Here is a 19,192-nt window from a genome sequence, read left to right as displayed (position 1 = left end):
TGCATCCTTATTTGTGTGAATATGCACATGTGATATTTTTTAGAAATGAATATAATTCCTTATTATCTGAGAGAGTTACGTTAAAGCGAAACCATTGTGATGATGCTTGGTTCGGCCGAAATAGATATCCAGGGGCTAAAAGAATATTATTTTCGGCTGCTATTTGTGTAATTTTTAAAGGAGATATATCACATGTAAAGCGTGCCCAAATAAATAACCCTCCCATCGGTCTATTATAAATCTTGAGACCAGAACATTTGAGGGCATTTGATACTTTCTTTTGGTTTTGAAAGAGTTGTTCACGCAAGTCTGATAAATGGGTAACGTATAAACCACTTTTTAAAATATTATGTACAATCATTTCGTTTATTTGTGGTGTTGTGAGGCTAATTGACATTTTGTAAGAAAGTATTTTTTGCGTTATTGTGGGAGGCGCAATAATATAGCCAACCCGCAGCCCTGGTCCGATAGTTTTTGAAAAACTTCCTATATGTATAACATTACTATTATTTTGTGATAAGCAGGGCTGTCTAATTGGTGCAAGATCAAGAAATATATTATCTTCGATCAAAATCAGACCAATTTTTTTTGAAATTTCGTTAATTTTATTAATATTATCAAGAGATGTACAAATACCCGTCGGATTATGTAAAACTGATGTTGTTACCATAACACGGGCTTTTGTTTGATGCTGTATTTTTAACAGGGCATCAATATCTGGTCCCTCTTTGGTGTATGGAACACCAACAGCATGTAGGTTAAGGTTTTTGAGCAAAAGGTAGAGGTTGCAATAACCAGGGTCATCAACCAGAACGATGTCTCCGGGTTGTGTGCATGCCCGTAAAGAAAGTTCAAGAGCTTGGCTGGCTCCATGTGTAAGGGTAATGGCGTTTTCTATTGTGTGTATATTTCTACGCTCTAGAAGTTGGCGAATATCTGTTCGCAAGGGTCGTAACCCAGCAGGATCTCCATATTCCATAAGAGAGGGAATTAAATTTGATTGTGCAATGCGTTTTAAAGATTTTTGGATAGATGATGTAAATATTTGTTGTTCGGAAAGCCACCCGCCCCCAGCTTTAATATGTGGTGATGTATCTTCATAAGCATGCTGTAAGAGCCAATCTGGATTGAATGATGATTGTGTATATGAAAGTGGTATAGGTGTTTTTGTTACATAATATCCACTACGGTTTTTAGATTGAATATATCCATTTTCAGATAGTTTATTATATACATTAGCCGCCGTTACATGGCTGATAGAGTAGAGGTCTGCCAACGTTCTTATGGAAGGAAGGCGCTCTCCGGCAGTTATATGCCCTTGTTCAATTTCTCTTTGTATAAAATGAAAAATCTTGTTTGTGAGCGTCTCTTTTTCTCTTAATTTAGATTGAAGAAAGAGAGGGTGGGAAAGGGGCATTTCATACCTGTACAGATTCCAGATGAGATGGTGATTCTGTACATATCATAACACTTGGTATTTTGTTACGGTTATTTACTGACTTCCGTGTAGGGCGGCAGTTCGAACACATCATTATGATGGAATCCATGCTATGGTAGACATGAGCAGCAATTTTGATTCTGTAAACGAAGCGCGTAAAGGCACTTACTGGCAACCTTTTACAAGCAACAGATTATTGCGTGCCAATCCAGAACCTAAGATGCTTACAAAAGCTGATGGTATTTATTATACGTCTATCAATGGCACGCGTTTGCTGGATACGCTTTCGGGCCTATGGTGTACGCCTCTGGGGCATGCTCATCCACGCATTGCAGAAGCTGTTAAAACACAGGTGGAAACCTTGGACTTTGCTCCAAGTTTCCAGATGACGCACCCTGGTGCCATAAGTCTTGCTGAGCGTATTGCGGCACTCGCCCCTGAGGAGATGAATCATGTGTTTTTTGCGAATTCTGGTTCAGAGGCTGTTGATACGGCATTGAAAGTAGCCTTAGGGTTTCATCGTATTAAAGGTGAAGGCAACCGCTTTCGTATGATAGGGCGTGAGCGTGGGTATCATGGTGTTGGGTTTGGTGGGATGTCCGTTGGAGGCATTGTATCCAACCGCAAAATGTTTGCGCCATGCATGATGCCAGGGGTGGATCATCTCCGGCATCCGTACGAACCAGAATATGCTGCTTTTTCACATGGTCAGCCAACATGGGGGGCGGAACGTGCAGAAGATTTACTGCGATTAGTTGCATTGCATGATGCTTCTACAATTGCTGCTGTTATTGTAGAGCCAGTGCAAGGATCAACGGGGGTATTGGTTCCTCCCGTAGGATATTTGGAGCGTTTGCGCGAAATTTGCACACAAAACGGTATTCTTCTTATCTTTGATGAAGTTATTACCGGGTTTGGGCGTATGGGGGCTCCGTTTGCTGCTCAGAGATTTGGTGTAAAGCCAGATATCATTACTTTTGCCAAGGCTGTTACAAATGGCGTGGTGCCTATGGGAGGTGTGATTGTTACGGATGAAATTTACAACACATTTATGACAGGTCCTGAAAGTGCCATAGAATTTTGTCATGGATATACATATTCTGGGCATCCTTTAGCAGCGGCTGTCGGGCATGTTGTGCTTGATATTATGGAAAGTGAAGATATTTTTGCCCGTGTACGTGCTCTGGAGCCTATTCTGGAAGAAGAAGTACACAGTCTAAAAGATCTTTCCTGCGTCTCTGATATTCGTAACATTGGTTTGACTGCTGCCGTAGATATGAAGCCAATAGAGGGCAAAACGGGTGCACGATGGTCCGCTGTGTTTGAAGAAGGCCTGCGCCAAGGGCTTTTACTCCGTTGTACAGGGGATACAGTTTCTTTTGGTCCTCCTTTCGTTGTGTCAGAGCAGGAATTGCGAGGTATGATTGCCTCTTTCCGTAAAGTGCTTGAAACTGTTGGTGAATAAATATTTTTTGTTCAATTAGTTTTATAAGGAAATTGTTATGCCTCTCCTTCACTTCCATCTTGTTAAAGGCCGCAATCCAGAAGAAATTCGCACACTATTAGATGCTGCGCATGGGGCCATGCTGGCAGCGTTTAAGGTGCCAGAGCGTGATCGGTATCAGATTGTTTCTGAACATGATTCTAACCATATGGTTATTGAGGATACCGGGCTGGGTATTCCGCGCACAAATAAGTTTGTGTTGCTTCAGGTTACGTCTCGGCCACGTTCTAAAGAGCAGTTTGCAGAGTTTTACCGCCTGTTGGCAGAAGCATTGCAGCAAAAATGCGGTATAGAGTCGTCAGATTTAATGGTTTCTGTTGTGGAAAATTCTGCTGAACATTGGAGCTTTGGATATGGGCGCGCGCAATTCTTAACGGGCGAACTCTAAGGTTATTATTTGTATTATACAACTCATCTGCCTATTCCTATGCGCTGCCAGACAGTGCTGCAGGGAAATAAGAATTTACTGAAAGGCGCTGAAGAAAAACCCCCACTCATGAGTGGGGGTTTTTGTAGGAAAATCATGAATAAGGGAAATGACCTGAGTTCTGTAGTGCCAGTTAGTATAATGCATTAAAGGCAAATTGTGGTGATACAACGCGGGATGTGTTATGCCCCGCATAATACACGGAAACACCAGCAATAACGCCATAATTAGGTGTCCAGTTGTATTCTAGCGCTGGGGCAACCTGCCAATCTCCCGAACCGGAACTCAGTTCATCTACTTTCAAACCAGAAGTATAATGGCCTTTTAAGCGGGTGCCATTAGCCCAATCTCGTGCCACGTCAATTGCAAAAACCCATCTCTGTGTAATGCCATATTCCAAGGAAAACCCTGCTTCACCATACATGCCGGGCTGTCCATGACCGCGAAAACCGCGTGTGGTGCCATAACTGGTAACATCTCTTAGATGAGCAGAATTAAGAGCGCGCCGGAAGGTTGCCCATAACCGTAACCGCAGCTCATGGTTATTGGGCATGGTGTATGTGGATTGTTCAGTTAATGTTGCGCGATATGTGTAAACGCCGCTGCCAACGCCATCCTGTGAGCGTCCTAGGTGAGAGTAATCACCCGTAGGAAAAGAAACGCCGGTAATAAGGTTGAGTGTGGGAATAAACCGTTTGGGGTCTGCCGTAAGATAGCGCCACATGAGATCAACTGGCACATCTCCAATTTTCAGGCCGCTACTGGTTGTATCTCCATGCTTCCACCGGTAGCTGATGGCTGGCGTGGTCTGAATGCTCAGGTAATCCGTTAAGGCGTATCGGTAAATGGTAAAGCTGGTAACCGATTGCTGACGCGGGGAGGACATGGGCACATTGTTATTGTGCGGACCGATCATACCTGAAGGCACAGAGTAGTACATATAAGGTTCTAAAAGAAACATGCCCTGTTTAGAGAGGGGGCCTGAAGGAGAAACTAGAGACCCAGTGTACCATTGATCGGCCGCGCATGCGCTGTGAGAATATGTGCTTACAGTGATGGCAGATAGGGCAAGGGGCAGAAGAAAACGCAGAGATTTATCAGAAAGATACCTGAAAATAGTGCTCATCAAATGTGCTCCTTGGAAACTTGATTGTTTTCCGCACATGGAAAGCCTGCATCATCAGTAAGTTCCACTGAGGAGAGCGTTTGTGGAACAATATTCTGTGGTTTCTGGTTGGAGGTCTTCCATCCAATAATCAGCACAAGAGCCAATAATGGAATGGCAGCGATAGACATGGTGCCGGTTGGGTAATCCAGTGCCATCAGCAGTAAAATGCAAAGGAAAAACACAATACTTAACCAAGATGTAAAAGGGGCACCGGGCATTGCAAAACCCGTAGGGGCAATACGACCTGCCTTAATGGCCTGACGTAATTTGATCTGGCATAAGAGAATAAAACACCATGTGCTGATAATCCCCAGAGATGCCATGTTGAGTACGATTTCGAAAATTTGTGATGGCAAGAGGTAATTTAATCCAACACCAACCAGATAAATGGCAACAGTTGTGAGAATGGCTGCTGCTGGAACAGATTGTTTGTTCATATATGATAGGTAACGTGGCGCAGAACCGTTGAGTGCCAGAGCTCGAAGCACTCTACCTGTGGAATAGAGGCCTGAGTTCAGGCTGGAGAGTGCTGCGGTTAGCACCACAATGTTCATAAGGGAATCCACCCCCGGAATACCGAGTTTGGAAAAAAATGTTACAAATGGGCTAATACCTGCCTGATAAGAGGACCATGGCAGAAGCAGCACAAGAAGAGTAACGGTGCCAACGTAAAAAATAATGATCCGCCAAATAACATTGTTAATGGCAGATGGCAGGATTTCGCGCACATTCTGGCATTCACCAGCGGCAGTGCCAATCATCTCAATGCCGAAATAGGCGAATACAACGCCTTGCATCAGGGCAAGTGCAGGAAGGGCTCCATGAGGGAACAGGCCTCCATGCTCAGTAATCAACTGTAGGCCGGTCGTATGCCCATCAATCGGAACGCGCAGGCCTAAAATAGCACTTCCAACAACAAGAAAAATTAAAAGCGCTGCAACTTTAATAAGCGAGAACCAGAATTCCATCTCGCCAAACCATTTTACACCAATCAGATTCATTGATGTAATAACCATAAGGGCCATAAACGCCATAACCCATTGCGGAACAGCAGCAAATACACCCCAGAAATGCATGTAAAGGGCTATGGCGGTAATATCGACAATGCCCGTCATGGCCCAACTGAAGAATGAAAGCGCACCTGCTACATAAGAAGCACGAGGCCCTAGAAATTCCAGCGCATAGGAAACAAAACTACCGCTGGTAGGCCGGTACATAACCAATTCCCCCAGTGCTCTGAGCATAAGAAAGGAAAAAATACCGCAAACTAGGTAAACTATTGCGAGAGAAGGCCCTACAGCTTGAAGCCTGCTTCCCGCACCAAGAAAAAGACCAGTTCCAATAGCGCCTCCGATAGAGATCATTTGGATCTGACGTTTGCCTAAAGCTTGTTTGTATCCTTCTGAAGTCTGTTGAAGGGGGTGGGATGAAGAAGTTTTTGTGTCCAAAATTTCTATCTCCATGACAACAGACAGTGCGAAATCTGCAATATATTTTATGGAACGCACCTTGTTTCGATAATGCAATAACAGTAATCGCAAGATCTGGGAAGTCATTACAGAATCGAAATGCCACAGAGTTGATGTATAAATTGTTTTACAAAAATAAACTCAATATGTATTATTTAAATATATATGGGTTTCGTAAGTGAGTATTATCGCATTTACTTAAATTAAAATGTAGAACGCAAAGTAAAAATTTTTTTATATATTATATATCGAAGTTGAAAATATATTATAATATCTAAATCAAGATTTGTTTTTGCTAAATACGAATAAATAGTTAATTTATAAAATATGATAAATGCTGATATTTATTGGGTGTTTAAGTGAAGTGTCGTTACCATTCTATTGTAAATGGCACGACACCTCCTCAAAAAGTTACTCGATGCAGACAGTTGCTTCGCTTGTCAGCACACGGAACGTAAAGCTTTCCTGAAGATACAGTTCAACGGTTTCTGCCGTATGGCTTAGATAGCCGATGGAAAAGTCCTGCCCGATATCAAGCTGCAAATCCCCACCACGTTTGGAGATAACAAAAGCACCTTCAATAGCCGGAGCCCAGATGGGTTCACCTTCAATCAGGCTCTCAATATGCTTGAGAACAGGGTAGCCAACATCATCACCACCGCTTACAGCCTGATAGGCTTTGGTGCCGAGAACAAGAGAATAGGGGCCATTTACGCCAGCAAGACGCAAGGTATCCAATGCAGTAGTAATGGCATGCGGATAATCTTTTGCAGAAGCGGGCAGTTTTGTATGTGGGTTAGATGATCCCTGCCGAATACCTGTAATCCCGGCAGCGGCATAGCCATCAAAAATGGCACGATCCTCTGCAAAAGCAATTTTCTGGGCAGCATCCTTAACGGGCTGCCAATCAGAATCCAGAGAGCCACGCTCTACAGCATCAATTTCTTCGCGGGATAAGGTAAAGGGGACCCGCAGTTCCACAAGGGGAAGCACTTCGCGCTGTACGGCCTGTATGCCATCGCTCAGGGAGCTGATTTGTTTGTTGCGGCCAGTGCCAACGCTGGAAAATGCTGTGCCTTTTGGTTCTGGTGTATCAACCACGCGCCGTCCGGCCAGATTGCGGCAGATTGTGCGAGAAGCTTCCTGTTCAATTTCGGCCCAGGCAGCATGGGAAATGGGTGCAAGATGTTTATGCAGATTGTTCATTTCAGGCGTCCTTATTGTTTAATGATCCAATTCCAAGGGAACCGTGAAGAGGTTTTGTGTTTTGAGGAGCAGATGCTGGTTCTGGAGATGCCTGCGTATTTTCTGTGCTCATGTTGGGAGCATCGTCAAGGAATTCACTTGTGGGAATGAAGAAAAGTGACCCGGTTACCGCTGTGCTTACATCCAGAATTCTATCGTAATTGCCAAGAGGCTTGCCGATAAACATATTTTGTAACATCTGCTCTGTGCGTGCAGGAGAACGCGCATAGCCAATAAAGTATGTGCCAAACTCTCCTTTACCCACTTCTCCAAAAGGCATGTTGTCACGTACAATCTGAAGTTGCTGTCCGTTTTCTTCAATGTTTGTAAGAACATTGTGCGCGTAGCTGGGCTTGGCTGCTTCGGGCAACTCTATGTCGGATACTTTTTTGCGGCCAATGATGTGTTCCTGAACTTCAGTTGGGATGGCATTCCATTTTTTCAGGTCATGCAGATATTTCTGCACAATAACGTAACTTCCACCCGTAAAGGATGGATCTTCATCTCCAATAACTGTTGCCGCAAACGCAGCCTGTCCTGTTGGATTTTCGGTGCCATCAACAAAACCAAGCAGATCTCGTGCATCAAAATATTTAAAACCATGCACTTCATCTACAACTGTTGCAGCGCCTTCCAAGCGGGAAGTCAGGGCTGTTGCCATCTCAAAGCATAAATCCATACGCGTGGCACGGATATGGAACAGAAGATCTCCCGGTGTGGAGGGGGCATGGTGCACACCGTTAATTTCCTGAAAAGGATGGAGTTCCTTTGGGCGAGGAGCCCCAAAAAGCAGATCCCATGCGTTTGATCCAATACCGGTAATGCAACTTAATTTGCCATCTGGAATACGAAACCCAACACCTCGCACAAGTGAAGAAATATCGCCAAGGAGATCTAAAACCTGAGTGCGAACTGTAGGGGCATCATTCAGGGTCATCACAAGAAAAAGGGCTGATTGTGTTAATTTCGTATCAACTGGCTGCGGTGTAACCACTGTGAGGGAACTCCTGAATGCATCACGCGTTATATAATCACGACTGATGCCTAGCATAGGCAGATGAATATTTGAGGCAAGATGGAAGGTGGTATCAAATAAACACATCCATCGGATAATAAATTTTCATGATAAGTATCTTTTATCATAAGATAAACAAAAGGTCTTGGACGAACACTTTCTGTTGATTTAGTTTAAATGCCAAATCATGGAGGTGTTATTTCCGGTGTATAATGCGTGATTATAGCATTTATGACGTATAGATAGAATTTTTGTTGGTATCCAACGTCAAATTTCGGTCAAAATACCACTAATTATAAGTTTGGAAAGAACCTATGCAACCTGCGCATGATATTGCGCTTCTTTTGGCGCGCTTCCAGTTTGCCTTTACTGTAGGTGTTCATATCATCTTTCCGGCCTTTTCAATCGGGCTGGCAGCTTACTTGGCTGTATTGGAAGGATGCTGGCTGAAAACCGGACGTTCTGTTTTTCTTGATCTGTATCGATACTGGGTCAAGGTATTTTCGATCGTTTTTGGTATGGGTGTCGTGTCCGGTCTGGTGATGTCGTATGAATTCGGCACGAACTGGTCGGTTTTTTCTCAAAAGGCAGGCCCCATTACCGGGGTTCTTTTGTCTTATGAAGTTATGACAGCATTTTTTCTTGAAGCTGGATTTCTAGGCATCATGCTGTTCGGCATGAACAAGGTGGGGCGTAAACTGCACTTTGCCGCCACATGCTGCGTATCGGTAGGCACTTTAATTTCTATGACGTGGATTCTTTCTTCCAACTCATGGATGCAAACGCCGCGTGGCTATATGATAGACCCCGCAACTGGGCGTTTTCTGCCAGCAGATTGGCTGGCTATTATCTTTAATCCGTCCTTCCCTTTCCGGCTGGTGCATATGGGGTTGGCAGCCTTTTTGTCTGTTGCCTTTATTGTTGGCGCAACAGGTGCGTGGCACATGCTTAAGGCGCGGCGTGAAGGAAAAACGGCTACGGCTCCAGTGCGCACCATGTTTTCCATGGCCATGTGGATGGCAGCTATTGTGGCCCCGCTACAGATTATGGCGGGTGATGCGCATGGCCTGAATACCCTGAAATATCAGCCAGCAAAAATTGCAGCTATGGAAGGGGATTGGGATTCTACGGCCCGCGCGCCAGAGCTTTTGTTTGGCATCCCCAACATGAAAACCGAGCACACGGATTATGCAGTAAAAGTTCCGCTGCTGGGTTCTCTGATTTTAACACATAGTCTGGAAGGTAAAGTACCGGGGCTGAAAGACTTCCCGCGCGATCAACGTCCGCCTTCACAGGTTATTTTCTTTTCCTTTCGTATCATGGTTGCGCTTGGTGTGCTCATGATGCTGGTTGGCTTCTGGTCTCTGTGGCTGCGGCGCACACGCACCTTGTTTACAAATGCTGTGTTTCATCGTGTTGCGGTGTGTATGGCTCCGGCTGGTTTTCTGGCCCTGCTCTGCGGTTGGGTCACTACGGAAGTGGGGCGGCAGCCTTGGACTGTTTATGGTCTTCTAAGAACATCACAGAGCGTTTCACCAATTATGCTGCCAAGCATGGCTGTAACAATGACAGCTTTTGTTGTGGTGTATGTCATTGTGTTTGGGTCTGGCATTGGCATTTTGGTGCGCCAATTAGGGCATGAGCCGCAAGAGGGAGAGCCAGAAGCAAGTTCCGCAAATGCATCCGATATTTTGGCAGAACGCATGCATCCGGAAGTTATTGAATCTTCTTCTGGCAAAGGAGCTTGAGTATAATGGATCTTACATATTGGCTCCCGGTTATATGGGCCGTTATCTTGGTGGCGGCTATTTCGATCTACGTCATTCTGGATGGTTTTGATCTTGGTATCGGTATGCTGTTTGCATTGGAGCGGGACCCAGGCCGCCGGAATGTAATGGTCAGCACCATTGCGCCGGTATGGGATGGCAATGAAACATGGATGGTACTTGGTGGGGCTGTGCTTTACGGCGTATTCCCCGGGGCGTATGGCACGCTTCTGCCGGCGTTTTACCTCCCGATCATTCTTATGTTGTTGGCGCTGATTTTTCGTGGTGTGGCATTTGAATTCCGGGTCATGACGCATGGCACAGGCCGTGAGACATTGTGGAATGTTGGTTTCATGCTCGGGTCTGGTATTGCGGCGTTCTGTCAGGGTGCCATTCTTGGAGGTGTTGTTCAGGGCGTAAAAGTTGTTGATGGAGCTTTTGCCGGAAGCGCGTTTGATTGGCTGACACCGTTTAGTATTCTATGCGGTATAGCCGTGATGTGTGGTTACGCCTTGTTGGGGGCAACCTGGCTGATCTGGCGCACTACCGGAGTGCTGGAAGCTTCTTGCCGCCGCTGGGCCAGTAAATTGGCCATAGGGCTGTTTCTAGGGATTATTGCAGTAAGCCTTTGGACGCCACTTTTGCATGCACCTTATTTGCGCCGTTGGACAGATTGGCCAAATGTCGTTTTTGTTCTTCCTGTGCCAGTTCTTGTAGCTGTGTTGGGTGTGCTGTTTGTGCGTGGTTTGCGGCATGAGCATTCCAAGGGCCCGTTTTTATGTGCTCTGGGCTGGTTCTTTTTATGCCTTTCCGGTTTGGGGATTACGGTTTGGCCTTATATTGTTCCGCCAGGTCTGACACTTTGGGATGTTTCTGCTCCTCCAAGTAGCCAATTGTTCCAGCTTGTTGGCACAGTTATTCTGCTGCCGATTATCCTAACCTACACAATTTATTCCTATCGTGTGTTTCGCGGAAAGGTAACGGAAACAGATGGCTATCACTAAAATTGTTCAGGGAAATGGAGATGGTGCCCCAAAAAATATTGGGGCACGGATTGGATGGTTTGTGGCGATCTGGACATTGAGCACCATAGTATTTGTTGCTGGGGCTTCTTTGTTACACCTGATGATCCCGAAATAAATTGGGCTTTAATTCCCCCTATTTTAAATTATAAATAGGGGGATAGCTTAACGATTGTATTTTATTTTGAGATAGCAGTATTTTCTCTTTGTTGTTTTACAGGATTATTTTTGTCTGTTTTGGAAAAATCTTCAGCATTTTCTAATTGATTGCGTGGTGTGCTTTTAAAGGGCGGGATTTTTTGCCCAGGAAAGTAGTAAGGCCCCCGGTAATTTTGATTGAGCTGAGCGTTATTAAGCTTATCGACCATATTATTACCCGTTCCATCAGAATAAATGGAAGATTGCGGCATGGGGGTAGGCTTCTGCTGTTTAGGAGCGCTGTGCGCCAAAGCTGGCAGTATCAGGCATCCCAAAGCCATTCCAGTATATATGATTTGGTTTATGCGTGACATGAGGGCTTTCTCTTTGCTGAGTATAGGCAGGTGAGAGAGGATGGGCCTATCAAAACAGAAGCCTTCTTATAACCGCTCATGACTATGAGACGTTCCTCTGGGAGCGCAAAAATTTTTCATTCAAAAAATGCAACCTTCGTATTGGTATTTCGTCTCTGATCTATCGGTTTGTTTTATACACTCTGGGTTTATTTACGTAATTTAAAGTATTGATTTTAAATATATAAATGAATATATCGCATGAAATCTCATAAAATAGTATAACTTAGAAAAATATTGAATAAATTTCTACATAATGATAATATTTTAGATGCACATTACGTATGAAATAAGAGGTGAGGGAATATTTTATGAAGGATTCTGGAACGGCGCACGCGCATTTTGGTTGGTTTAAGCGCCGTAAACAGATGAAGCCGCAGGACATTACTGTTGTTGATGCCCAGATGTTAAACAAGGCAGTAGGCGCAGCTGCTTTGGGTAATGCCATGGAGTGGTTCGACTTTGGTGTCTATGGGTATATTGCTGTCACGCTGGGGCAGGTCTTTTTTCCATCGGATGATGCTGCCACCCGTCTGATTGCAACTTTTGCTACGTTTACCGTAGCATTTTTGGTGCGGCCTCTTGGCGGTATGGTTTTTGGACCGCTGGGAGATAAGTACGGCCGCCAGAAAGTGTTGGCTTTTACAATGATTGCAATGGCAATCGGCACTTTCTCCATTGGCCTTATTCCGTCTTATGCTCAAATTGGTTTATGGGCGCCTTTGCTATTGCTGCTGGCCCGTTTGGTGCAGGGGTTCTCAACCGGCGGTGAGTATGCCGGGGCAGCCACCTTTATTGCGGAATATTCTACCGATAAAAATCGGGGGCTTATGGGCAGTTGGCTGGAGTTTGGCACTCTGGCTGGTTATGTGGCAGGCGCTGGTATTGTAACAGCCTTGCAAATTGGCCTTAGCCATACGGCCATGCTGCAATGGGGATGGCGTATTCCCTTTTTAATTGCAGGCCCTCTAGGGCTTTTGGGTGTGTATATGCGCTCCCGGCTAGAAGAAACGCCAGCTTTTCAGGCATATGCCGAACAGGCCGCGCAGCGAGATGATGAAAAGCCGGGCTGGGGTGAACTGCTGCGTGTGCATTGGCGGCAGTTGCTAAAGTGTATGGGCCTTGTTCTGGTATTTAACGTAACCGATTACATGTTGCTGACATACATTCCCAGCTATTTAACGGTTGCTTTGGGATACGCCGAAAGCAAAGGTCTTTTGCTGATTATCATCGTCATGCTGATGATGATGCCACTGAATGTTATGGGTGGGTATTTAAGCGATAAACTGGGCCGCCGACCAATGATTATTGGGGCCTGTGTTGCCCTTTTGGTTCTATCTATTCCTTCTGTTCTGCTTTTGCAGAGCGGGAATGATTGGTTGATCTTTTTGGGCTTGATGCTGCTTGGCCTGGCACTTGTTTGTTTTACCAGCAGCATGCCTTCTACTCTGCCAGCACTTTTTTATACCCCTATCAGATATACGGCGCTTTCCATGGCGTTTAACGTATCTGTTTCAATGTTTGGCGGCACAACACCGCTGGTAACAGCATGGCTGGTTGGGCATACGGGTAATTTGCTGATGCCTGCATATTATCTCATGTTTGCAGGGGTTATTGGTATTGTGACAATGCTGACAGTAAAGGAAACCGCCTGTATGCCTTTGCGTGGATCACCACCCGCAGTGGGGAGCGAGGCTGAAGTTAAAAAGATCCTTCAGGGGGATCACCCTATCACAGTGGATTCTACGTTACCGTCTATTCCTCAGGAATAAGGTAAAGCAGGCACACTCCGTATAATGCAGGCCCAGCATGAAACTCTCATGCTGGGCCTGTTTTGCATTTAAGTCAGATGGTCTTTTAGCCAGTTTTCAACAGTCTCAAGTAATGCGCGGCCACTGGCTTCATCTCTGGTAGGAGCGGGAAAGCACGGGCCAGTTTGTATCTGGTAACGCATGGGCAGGGGCGGCTGTTTTAGAAAAGACCAACCCTGCGAAAGATAGGGTGAATCTGTTTTGATCAAAATGGTCTGCACTGGCAGGCGTGTGCGCTGGGCAATAGCAGCAAAGCCTGGCTGCATGGGGCTGGGTTCTGTTCCTGCGCGGGAGCGCGTGCCCTCGGGAAACAATAGTAACTGATTGCCTTCTTGCAGACGTTCAGAGGCAGGGCCAATAAGCCGCAAAAGGCTATCATGCCGGATATAGCCCGCAGTGCGTAACGTGCTGCCCAAGGTTGGGCGCTCCCAAATGGAGGCTTTGGTCACGCAAACCAGATGCGGCAAGGCAGAGGCCAGAATAAGGCTATCCAACCGTGAAGGGTGGTTGGCAACCAGTATAATGTTGGGAACGTTTTTAAGTGTATTGAGCTCTGTTAGGTCACATTCCAAAATATTGGTAGCTTCAAGATAACGCACGGCAAGCCGCGCCATGAAGCATAGCCATGCTTGGCCTATTTTGCGGCGTTTTGGCCCTTCTGGCAAAGCGTGCCGAAGAAGGAAAGATCCTGCATCCAGCGCCAGAAAAATAATACCAATAACGGCAAGTGATGCATAAAACCGTAAGCTGGTACCAAGTTTTGAGAACAATGACATGAGAATACAGTACAGCTCTGGCAAGAAGAAAAGACATGCAGAACACATACATGACGCCACGGTGTATAGGGCATGGCGTCATGCATATTTAGAGCAGATTATTCACCGTTCTGAGATTGCATAATACGGCGTAGGTCCGCTGCCATATGGGCGCTATCTGCACGGGCATCAACCATTCCCTTGTAACGCACTTCCGGCCCCATCACCACAAACTGTGGAGACATCCGCATGGTATATGTCCATTCAGGATCTGGCACCTTTTCAATAGGGGCATGATATTCCTTTGCCAGATCAGCCAAAGCAAAGGGTGCTGCTGTGCCGCTTACAATACGCGGGCCAATACTTTCACCATACTGGCGTAGGCGTTCTGCATCATCTCTGTCTGGGTCAAGGCTTACAAAAATGATAACAGCGTTGTGCCTGCCACCTTCTACCTGATCCAATGCGGCAGACATATTGCGCAGGGCAGGGGCGCAGGCGTCTTCTGCGCAGTGTGTGGCGCCAAACAGAACAAGCATCCAACGGTTACGGAAGGTCTGATCCGTCATGGTGCCAGTTGTGGAATCCATCAGGCGGAAGGAGCCTCCCACCTCGTTACCATAAGTGTTCAGTTGCACGCCGTGTTTTAAGGCCAGATGAGTGGCCGTGTAGCCTCCGGCGGCTGCCAGAGCCAGCACGCCAAAGGTCATGAGGGCTATACGTTTTCCAGCCGGTGTCATGGTCTTAATGTGCCTCCGCCCAATTTTGGCCTATTCCGGTTTCTACAACCAGCGGAACAGCAAGATCTGCTGCTGCTTCCATAACGTTTTTAATAATTTCCGCCACAGCTTTAGCGTCTGATTCATCTGTTTCAAATAACAGTTCATCATGCACCTGCAGGAGCATGCGTGTTGCGCCAAAGCCTGCTTTTTGCAGAGCCAGCGGCAAATGCACCATGGCGCGTTTTATAATGTCTGCCGCACCCCCTTGTAAGGGAGCATTGATAGCTTGCCGCTCGGCATATTGGCGTCTGGCAGCACTTTTTTCATGAATGCCCGGCACATAGCAGCGGCGGCCAAAAGGCGTGAGAACATAGCCATGGGTACGTGCTTCTCCCCGCATGCGTTCCATGTAATCACGAATGCCGGGGTAACGGGCAAAATAGGCATCTATATAAGTGCGTGCTTCACCTGCAGGAATGCCAAGCTGTTTGCCTAGCCCAAAGGCTGAAATGCCGTAAATAATACCAAAATTAATGGCTTTTGCGCGCCGCCGCGTAAGGGCATCCATACCCTCGAGCGGGATATTGAACACTTCCGATGCCGTGCGGGCGTGAATATCCTGCCCGAGCTGAAAAGCTTCACGCAATGCTGGAATATTGGCAACATCGGCCAGTAGCCGCAGTTCGATTTGCGAATAGTCAGCAGAAATCAGCTTCTTGCCGGGGGGCGCGATAAAGGCCTGCCGGATGCGTGTGCCTTCTTCCGTTCGCACTGGAATATTTTGCAAGTTGGGGTCAGTCGAAGATAAGCGCCCGGTGGAGGTGATAGCCATTTGGAAAGATGTATGTACGCGGTCATCCCGCCCGGCTTGGCGCAAGAGCGCATCTGTATAAGTGGATTTCAGCTTGGCAAGTTGTCTCCAGGCTAAAATACGCGCAGGCAGATCATGCCCTTGGTCGGCCAGATCCTGCAATACAGAGGAATCTGTGCTCCACGCTCCGGCCTTGCCGCGTTTGCCACCTTTCAGGCCCATTTCGTCAAACAGGATTTCCCCCAATTGTTTGGGGGAGCCGATATTGAACTGGCGCCCGGCGGCTTCGTAAATATCGTTTTCCATGCCCTGCATACGGGCTTCAAAATCTTTGGAAAGCCGATCAAGCTCTGCACGATCTACAGCAATGCCAGCTTTTTCCATATCGGCCAGGATGACTGAAAGCGGGCGTTCAATCTGCTCATAAAGCGCCAGCGCCTTGTTGGTGCGTAGCGTGGGGTGCAGCACATACCAGAGGCGCAAGGTCACATCGGCATCTTCAGCCGCATATTTGGTCGCTGTTTCAACAGGAACTTGCGCAAAAGGCACGCGGTTACGGCCTGTGCCGGTCACACTGTCATACGTAATGGGCGTATGGCTTAAATGCAGGTTAGAAAGCTCATCCATACCTTGCCCATGCAACCCAGCAGACTGGCTGTAAGAGATCAGCATAGTGTCATCAACTGCGGTGATGCTGGAAAGTGGAATGCCCGCATGATCCAGAATGAGCAGATCAAACTTGGCGTTATGGAAGATCTTTAAAACGGCATCATCCTGCAAAAGCGGCGCCAGAAGTTTAAGGGCCGCATCAACAGCAAGTTGTTCACCCGTGGGAGCTTCCAGAGTGCCTTCATGTTTTAATGGCACATAGCAGGCTTTGCCCGGAGCCGTTGCAATGGAAAACCCAACAATATTAGCCGCCAGCGGGTCCAACCCATCTGTTTCTGTATCAACGGCACAGATACCGGCTTCCTGCGCTGTGCTGATCCATTTTTGCAAAGTTTCTGCTGTGCGTACGGTTTCATAGTCATGATATGGCGCAGAAAGCACAGAAGCATCGGCGGTTGGCGCGGCATCAGCAGGCGTGGTGGCTCCGGCAACAGATGCTGCAGCCACCTTTTTTGCTGCACGATGTGCGTGGGCGCCAGAGGGGTGCCCAAGCCCCATACGGCTGAGGATGGAGCGAAAGCCCATGCGGTCCAGCCAGTCTGCCAGCACCAGCATGTCTGGCTCACGCGTGTTGAGCTCATCTACCGGCACGGGGAGGGGGACATCTGTAGCAAGTGTTACCAATTGCAGAGAAACGCGAGCGGCTTCGGCGTGTTCAATCAGCATATCACGCCGCTTGGATTTTTTCATTTCCGGCGCGGCATTCAAAACAGCTTCCAGTGTGCCATATTCCTGCACAAGGGCTGCTGCTGTTTTGGGGCCAATACCGGGCACACCGGGAACGTTATCTGTGGGGTCTCCCATCAGGGCCTGTACATCTACTACTTTTGTAGGGGGCACCCCAAATTTGGTTTCCACTTCTGCAGGACCAACAGGTGTTTGCTTGATTGGGTCCAGCATGCAAACGCCATCCCCCACCAATTGCATTAGATCTTTGTCTGAAGAAACAATGGTGCAGGTACCGCCCTGTGCCCGAATGGCTGTTGCGTAGGATGCAATAAGATCATCTGCTTCCCATCCGGGCAGTTCGATGCCCGGCACATTGAAGGCCTGCGTGGCCTCCCTGATCAGGCAGAACTGGGGGCGCAGGTCTTCAGGCGGTTCGGGCCGGTGTGCTTTATACTGTGGATAAATTTCTGAACGGAATGTCTGGCGGCTGGCATCAAACAACACAGCCAGATGGGTGCCTACATGATCTTTAAGCAAACGGGCCAGCATGGTGGTAAAGCCGTAAACGGCATTTACGGGCACACCTTCTGGGCTGGTCATGGGCGGGAGGGCATGAAAGGCGCGGAAAATAAAACCGCTGCCATCTACCAGAACCAGATGGGGTGTTTCTGTCATACTGATGCAAACCGTGTAAGCGGAAGGGAAGGCAGAAAGAAAGCCATAGGGTTTGGATATGCCCCTTGGGTTTTGATGTCCAGCACTGGGCACCAGGCTTTCTGGAGGGTGTTAAGGCCCGTAACAGACAAATACCCCGGCGAAGGCCGGGGTATAGGGGATATGTTTACAGGAAAGACACCTGCAAATTAGCCAATTTTTTTAACCCAGCCATGCGGGTCTGCTGCGCGGCCAAACTGGATATCGCACAAAGCTTTACGTAGGCTGCTGGTGACTTCACCTGTCTGGCCGTTACCAATGGTGCAGCCGCCTTCTGTGCTTTTGAAGGTGCCAATGGGTGTCACAACAGCGGCTGTGCCACAGGCAAACACTTCTTTCAGCTTGCCGGAATCGGCATCACCATAAAGCTGATCAATAGCATAGCGTTCTTCTTTTACCTTAAGGCCACGATCACGCGCCAAGGTGAGAAGGGAATCGCGCGTAATGCCGTGCAGAATGGTGCCGCTATCCAGCGGAGGTGTTTGCAGGGTGCCATCTTCAAACACCATCATCACGTTCATGCCGCCCATTTCTTCCAGCCAGCGGCGTTCCTGCGCATCAAGGAACAGAACCTGATGGCAGCCATGTTCCTTGCCTTCCATCTGGGCCGTTAGGCTGGCGGCATAGTTGCCACCACACTTGGCCGTACCCGTTCCCCCGCGGGAGGCACGAACAGTGCGTTCTTCCACCCATACGGAAACCGGACCGGCGTCCTTGGAGAAATATTCGCCCGCGGCACAGGCAATCACAATAAACTTGAATTCAGATGCCGGCTTCACGCCCAAGGCGGCTTCCGTGGCAATCATGAAGGGGCGGATATACAGCGTGCCGACTTCTGGCTTGGGCACCCAGTCCTTATCCAGTTTTACAAGCTGGGTGACGGCTTCCAGAAAAAGTTCTTCAGGCACCTGCGCCATAGCCATACGTTCGGCAGAATGGCGGAAGCGGCGGGCATTTGCATCTGGGCGGAAAAGCTGCACGCTGCCATCTGGAGTGCGATAGGCCTTCATGCCTTCAAAAATTTCCTGCGCGTAGTGCAATACGGATGCCGCAGGGTCCAGCATCAACGGCTGGCGGGGCAGGATTTCAGCAGAATGCCAACCCTTACCTTCCGTATAGGTGACAACAGCCATGTGGTCGGTAAAAACGCGGCCAAAACCCGGATTGGCCAGCATGGCTTCCCGCTCTGCTGCGGGGGTAATGTCTGTTTTGCGGGTAATCTTGAAGGCGGTGTCAGATTCGGTGGTCATGGGTTCTGCTGTCTCCACGGCGCTGGGGTCTGAACCAGATAGTCTGGCGGCTCCGTTGCCTCGGTTCTTTTTTTGCTTTCAGACGTTCTTATATCTAGGTCTGAGTTGGCAGGCTTGATGGGGCTTTTCCTATCATGTTCATGCTTTATGTGCCAGAGAGCCAGACAGGCATGCCCCGTGGGGCGG

Annotated in this window: 15 protein-coding genes; 5 read left to right on the top strand and 10 right to left on the bottom strand. The window is 47.6% G+C overall.

Annotated features, from left to right (window positions below; genetic code table 11):
* Window positions 1-7 precede the first annotated feature (7 nt).
* Window positions 8-1,417, bottom strand: coding sequence for a PLP-dependent aminotransferase family protein (locus ACP7IZ_RS08375; protein WP_426848707.1), 1,410 nt, complete (start codon window positions 1,415-1,417; stop codon window positions 8-10).
* A gap of 133 nt (window positions 1,418-1,550) precedes the next feature.
* Between ACP7IZ_RS08375 and ACP7IZ_RS08370 the strand changes: the two genes are divergently transcribed.
* Entirely contained in the window at window positions 1,551-2,903 is a 1,353-nt protein-coding gene (locus tag ACP7IZ_RS08370) for an aspartate aminotransferase family protein (protein WP_426848706.1), read from the top strand.
* 37 nt (window positions 2,904-2,940) lie between these two features.
* Window positions 2,941-3,330 (top strand): tautomerase family protein, encoded by a 390-nt coding sequence (locus ACP7IZ_RS08365; RefSeq protein WP_426848705.1) that lies wholly within the window; start codon window positions 2,941-2,943, stop codon window positions 3,328-3,330.
* 172 nt (window positions 3,331-3,502) lie between these two features.
* Here the strand turns inward: ACP7IZ_RS08365 and ACP7IZ_RS08360 are convergent, their stop codons facing one another.
* From ACP7IZ_RS08360 to ACP7IZ_RS08345, 4 genes are all read right to left on the bottom strand, one after another.
* Window positions 3,503-4,495, bottom strand: a complete 993-nt coding sequence (locus ACP7IZ_RS08360; protein ID WP_426848703.1) for a hypothetical protein — start codon at window positions 4,493-4,495, stop codon at window positions 3,503-3,505.
* Window positions 4,495-5,985 carry an amino acid permease gene (locus ACP7IZ_RS08355; RefSeq protein WP_426848702.1) on the bottom strand — a complete coding sequence of 497 codons (1,491 nt, stop codon included), beginning with the start codon at window positions 5,983-5,985 and terminating at the stop codon, window positions 4,495-4,497. Before ACP7IZ_RS08355 ends, ACP7IZ_RS08360 begins: the two co-directional genes overlap by 1 nt.
* Before the next feature lie 432 nt (window positions 5,986-6,417).
* Window positions 6,418-7,212 (bottom strand): family 1 encapsulin nanocompartment shell protein, encoded by a 795-nt coding sequence (locus ACP7IZ_RS08350; RefSeq protein ID WP_426848700.1) that lies wholly within the window; start codon window positions 7,210-7,212, stop codon window positions 6,418-6,420.
* 1 nt (window position 7,213) lies between these two features.
* Window positions 7,214-8,245, bottom strand: a complete 1,032-nt coding sequence (locus ACP7IZ_RS08345; RefSeq protein WP_426848699.1) for a Dyp-type peroxidase — start codon at window positions 8,243-8,245, stop codon at window positions 7,214-7,216.
* 335 nt (window positions 8,246-8,580) lie between these two features.
* On the opposite strand from ACP7IZ_RS08345, the gene ACP7IZ_RS08340 reads away from it, so the two are divergent.
* Together ACP7IZ_RS08340 and cydB are read left to right on the top strand one after the other, a co-directional pair.
* Entirely contained in the window at window positions 8,581-10,014 is a 1,434-nt protein-coding gene (locus ACP7IZ_RS08340; RefSeq protein WP_426848698.1) for a cytochrome ubiquinol oxidase subunit I, read from the top strand.
* A gap of 5 nt (window positions 10,015-10,019) precedes the next feature.
* Window positions 10,020-11,036 carry a cytochrome d ubiquinol oxidase subunit II gene (gene cydB / locus ACP7IZ_RS08335; RefSeq protein ID WP_426848697.1) on the top strand — a complete coding sequence of 339 codons (1,017 nt, stop codon included), beginning with the start codon at window positions 10,020-10,022 and terminating at the stop codon, window positions 11,034-11,036.
* A gap of 197 nt (window positions 11,037-11,233) precedes the next feature.
* Here cydB and ACP7IZ_RS08330 read toward each other — a convergent pair whose 3' ends face one another.
* Window positions 11,234-11,566, bottom strand: a complete 333-nt coding sequence (locus tag ACP7IZ_RS08330) for a hypothetical protein (RefSeq protein WP_426848696.1) — start codon at window positions 11,564-11,566, stop codon at window positions 11,234-11,236.
* A gap of 350 nt (window positions 11,567-11,916) precedes the next feature.
* On the opposite strand from ACP7IZ_RS08330, the gene proP reads away from it, so the two are divergent.
* Window positions 11,917-13,377, top strand: a complete 1,461-nt coding sequence (proP, locus tag ACP7IZ_RS08325; protein ID WP_426848695.1) for a glycine betaine/L-proline transporter ProP — start codon at window positions 11,917-11,919, stop codon at window positions 13,375-13,377.
* 68 nt (window positions 13,378-13,445) lie between these two features.
* On the opposite strand, the gene ACP7IZ_RS08320 is transcribed toward proP, so the two are convergent.
* From ACP7IZ_RS08320 to ACP7IZ_RS08305, 4 genes are all read right to left on the bottom strand, one after another.
* Complete coding sequence (locus tag ACP7IZ_RS08320; protein ID WP_426848694.1) at window positions 13,446-14,192, bottom strand: lysophospholipid acyltransferase family protein; 747 nt, start codon at window positions 14,190-14,192, stop codon at window positions 13,446-13,448.
* 98 nt (window positions 14,193-14,290) lie between these two features.
* Window positions 14,291-14,911, bottom strand: coding sequence for an SCO family protein (locus ACP7IZ_RS08315; protein ID WP_006115926.1), 621 nt, complete (start codon window positions 14,909-14,911; stop codon window positions 14,291-14,293).
* 4 nt (window positions 14,912-14,915) lie between these two features.
* Window positions 14,916-17,717, bottom strand: coding sequence for a DNA polymerase I (gene polA / locus ACP7IZ_RS08310; RefSeq protein ID WP_426848693.1), 2,802 nt, complete (start codon window positions 17,715-17,717; stop codon window positions 14,916-14,918).
* Window positions 17,718-17,905: 188 nt separating this feature from the next.
* Window positions 17,906-19,006 carry a branched-chain amino acid aminotransferase gene (locus ACP7IZ_RS08305; RefSeq protein ID WP_035353342.1) on the bottom strand — a complete coding sequence of 367 codons (1,101 nt, stop codon included), beginning with the start codon at window positions 19,004-19,006 and terminating at the stop codon, window positions 17,906-17,908.
* Window positions 19,007-19,192 lie beyond the last annotated feature (186 nt).

It is taken from the genome of Acetobacter sp. AAB5 (assembly GCF_050106715.1).
Classification (GTDB): Bacteria; Pseudomonadota; Alphaproteobacteria; order Acetobacterales; family Acetobacteraceae; genus Acetobacter; species Acetobacter oryzifermentans.
This window is presented reverse-complemented; position numbering and strand designations above follow the sequence as displayed.

What these genes read in the sequence shown, in the direction of transcription:
- ACP7IZ_RS08375 (WP_426848707.1), bottom strand. Translation starts at nt 1,417, where the DNA reads ATGCCCCTTTCCCACCCTCTCTTTCTTCAATCTAAATTAAGAGAAAAA.
- ACP7IZ_RS08370 (WP_426848706.1), top strand. Translation starts at nt 1,551, where the DNA reads ATGGTAGACATGAGCAGCAATTTTGATTCTGTAAACGAAGCGCGTAAA.
- ACP7IZ_RS08365 (WP_426848705.1), top strand. Translation starts at nt 2,941, where the DNA reads ATGCCTCTCCTTCACTTCCATCTTGTTAAAGGCCGCAATCCAGAAGAA.
- ACP7IZ_RS08360 (WP_426848703.1), bottom strand. Translation starts at nt 4,495, where the DNA reads ATGAGCACTATTTTCAGGTATCTTTCTGATAAATCTCTGCGTTTTCTT.
- ACP7IZ_RS08350 (WP_426848700.1), bottom strand. Translation starts at nt 7,212, where the DNA reads ATGAACAATCTGCATAAACATCTTGCACCCATTTCCCATGCTGCCTGG.
- ACP7IZ_RS08340 (WP_426848698.1), top strand. Translation starts at nt 8,581, where the DNA reads ATGCAACCTGCGCATGATATTGCGCTTCTTTTGGCGCGCTTCCAGTTT.
- cydB (WP_426848697.1), top strand. Translation starts at nt 10,020, where the DNA reads ATGGATCTTACATATTGGCTCCCGGTTATATGGGCCGTTATCTTGGTG.
- ACP7IZ_RS08330 (WP_426848696.1), bottom strand. Translation starts at nt 11,566, where the DNA reads ATGTCACGCATAAACCAAATCATATATACTGGAATGGCTTTGGGATGC.
- proP (WP_426848695.1), top strand. Translation starts at nt 11,917, where the DNA reads ATGAAGGATTCTGGAACGGCGCACGCGCATTTTGGTTGGTTTAAGCGC.
- ACP7IZ_RS08320 (WP_426848694.1), bottom strand. Translation starts at nt 14,192, where the DNA reads ATGTCATTGTTCTCAAAACTTGGTACCAGCTTACGGTTTTATGCATCA.
- ACP7IZ_RS08315 (WP_006115926.1), bottom strand. Translation starts at nt 14,911, where the DNA reads ATGACACCGGCTGGAAAACGTATAGCCCTCATGACCTTTGGCGTGCTG.
- polA (WP_426848693.1), bottom strand. Translation starts at nt 17,717, where the DNA reads ATGACAGAAACACCCCATCTGGTTCTGGTAGATGGCAGCGGTTTTATT.
- ACP7IZ_RS08305 (WP_035353342.1), bottom strand. Translation starts at nt 19,006, where the DNA reads ATGACCACCGAATCTGACACCGCCTTCAAGATTACCCGCAAAACAGAC.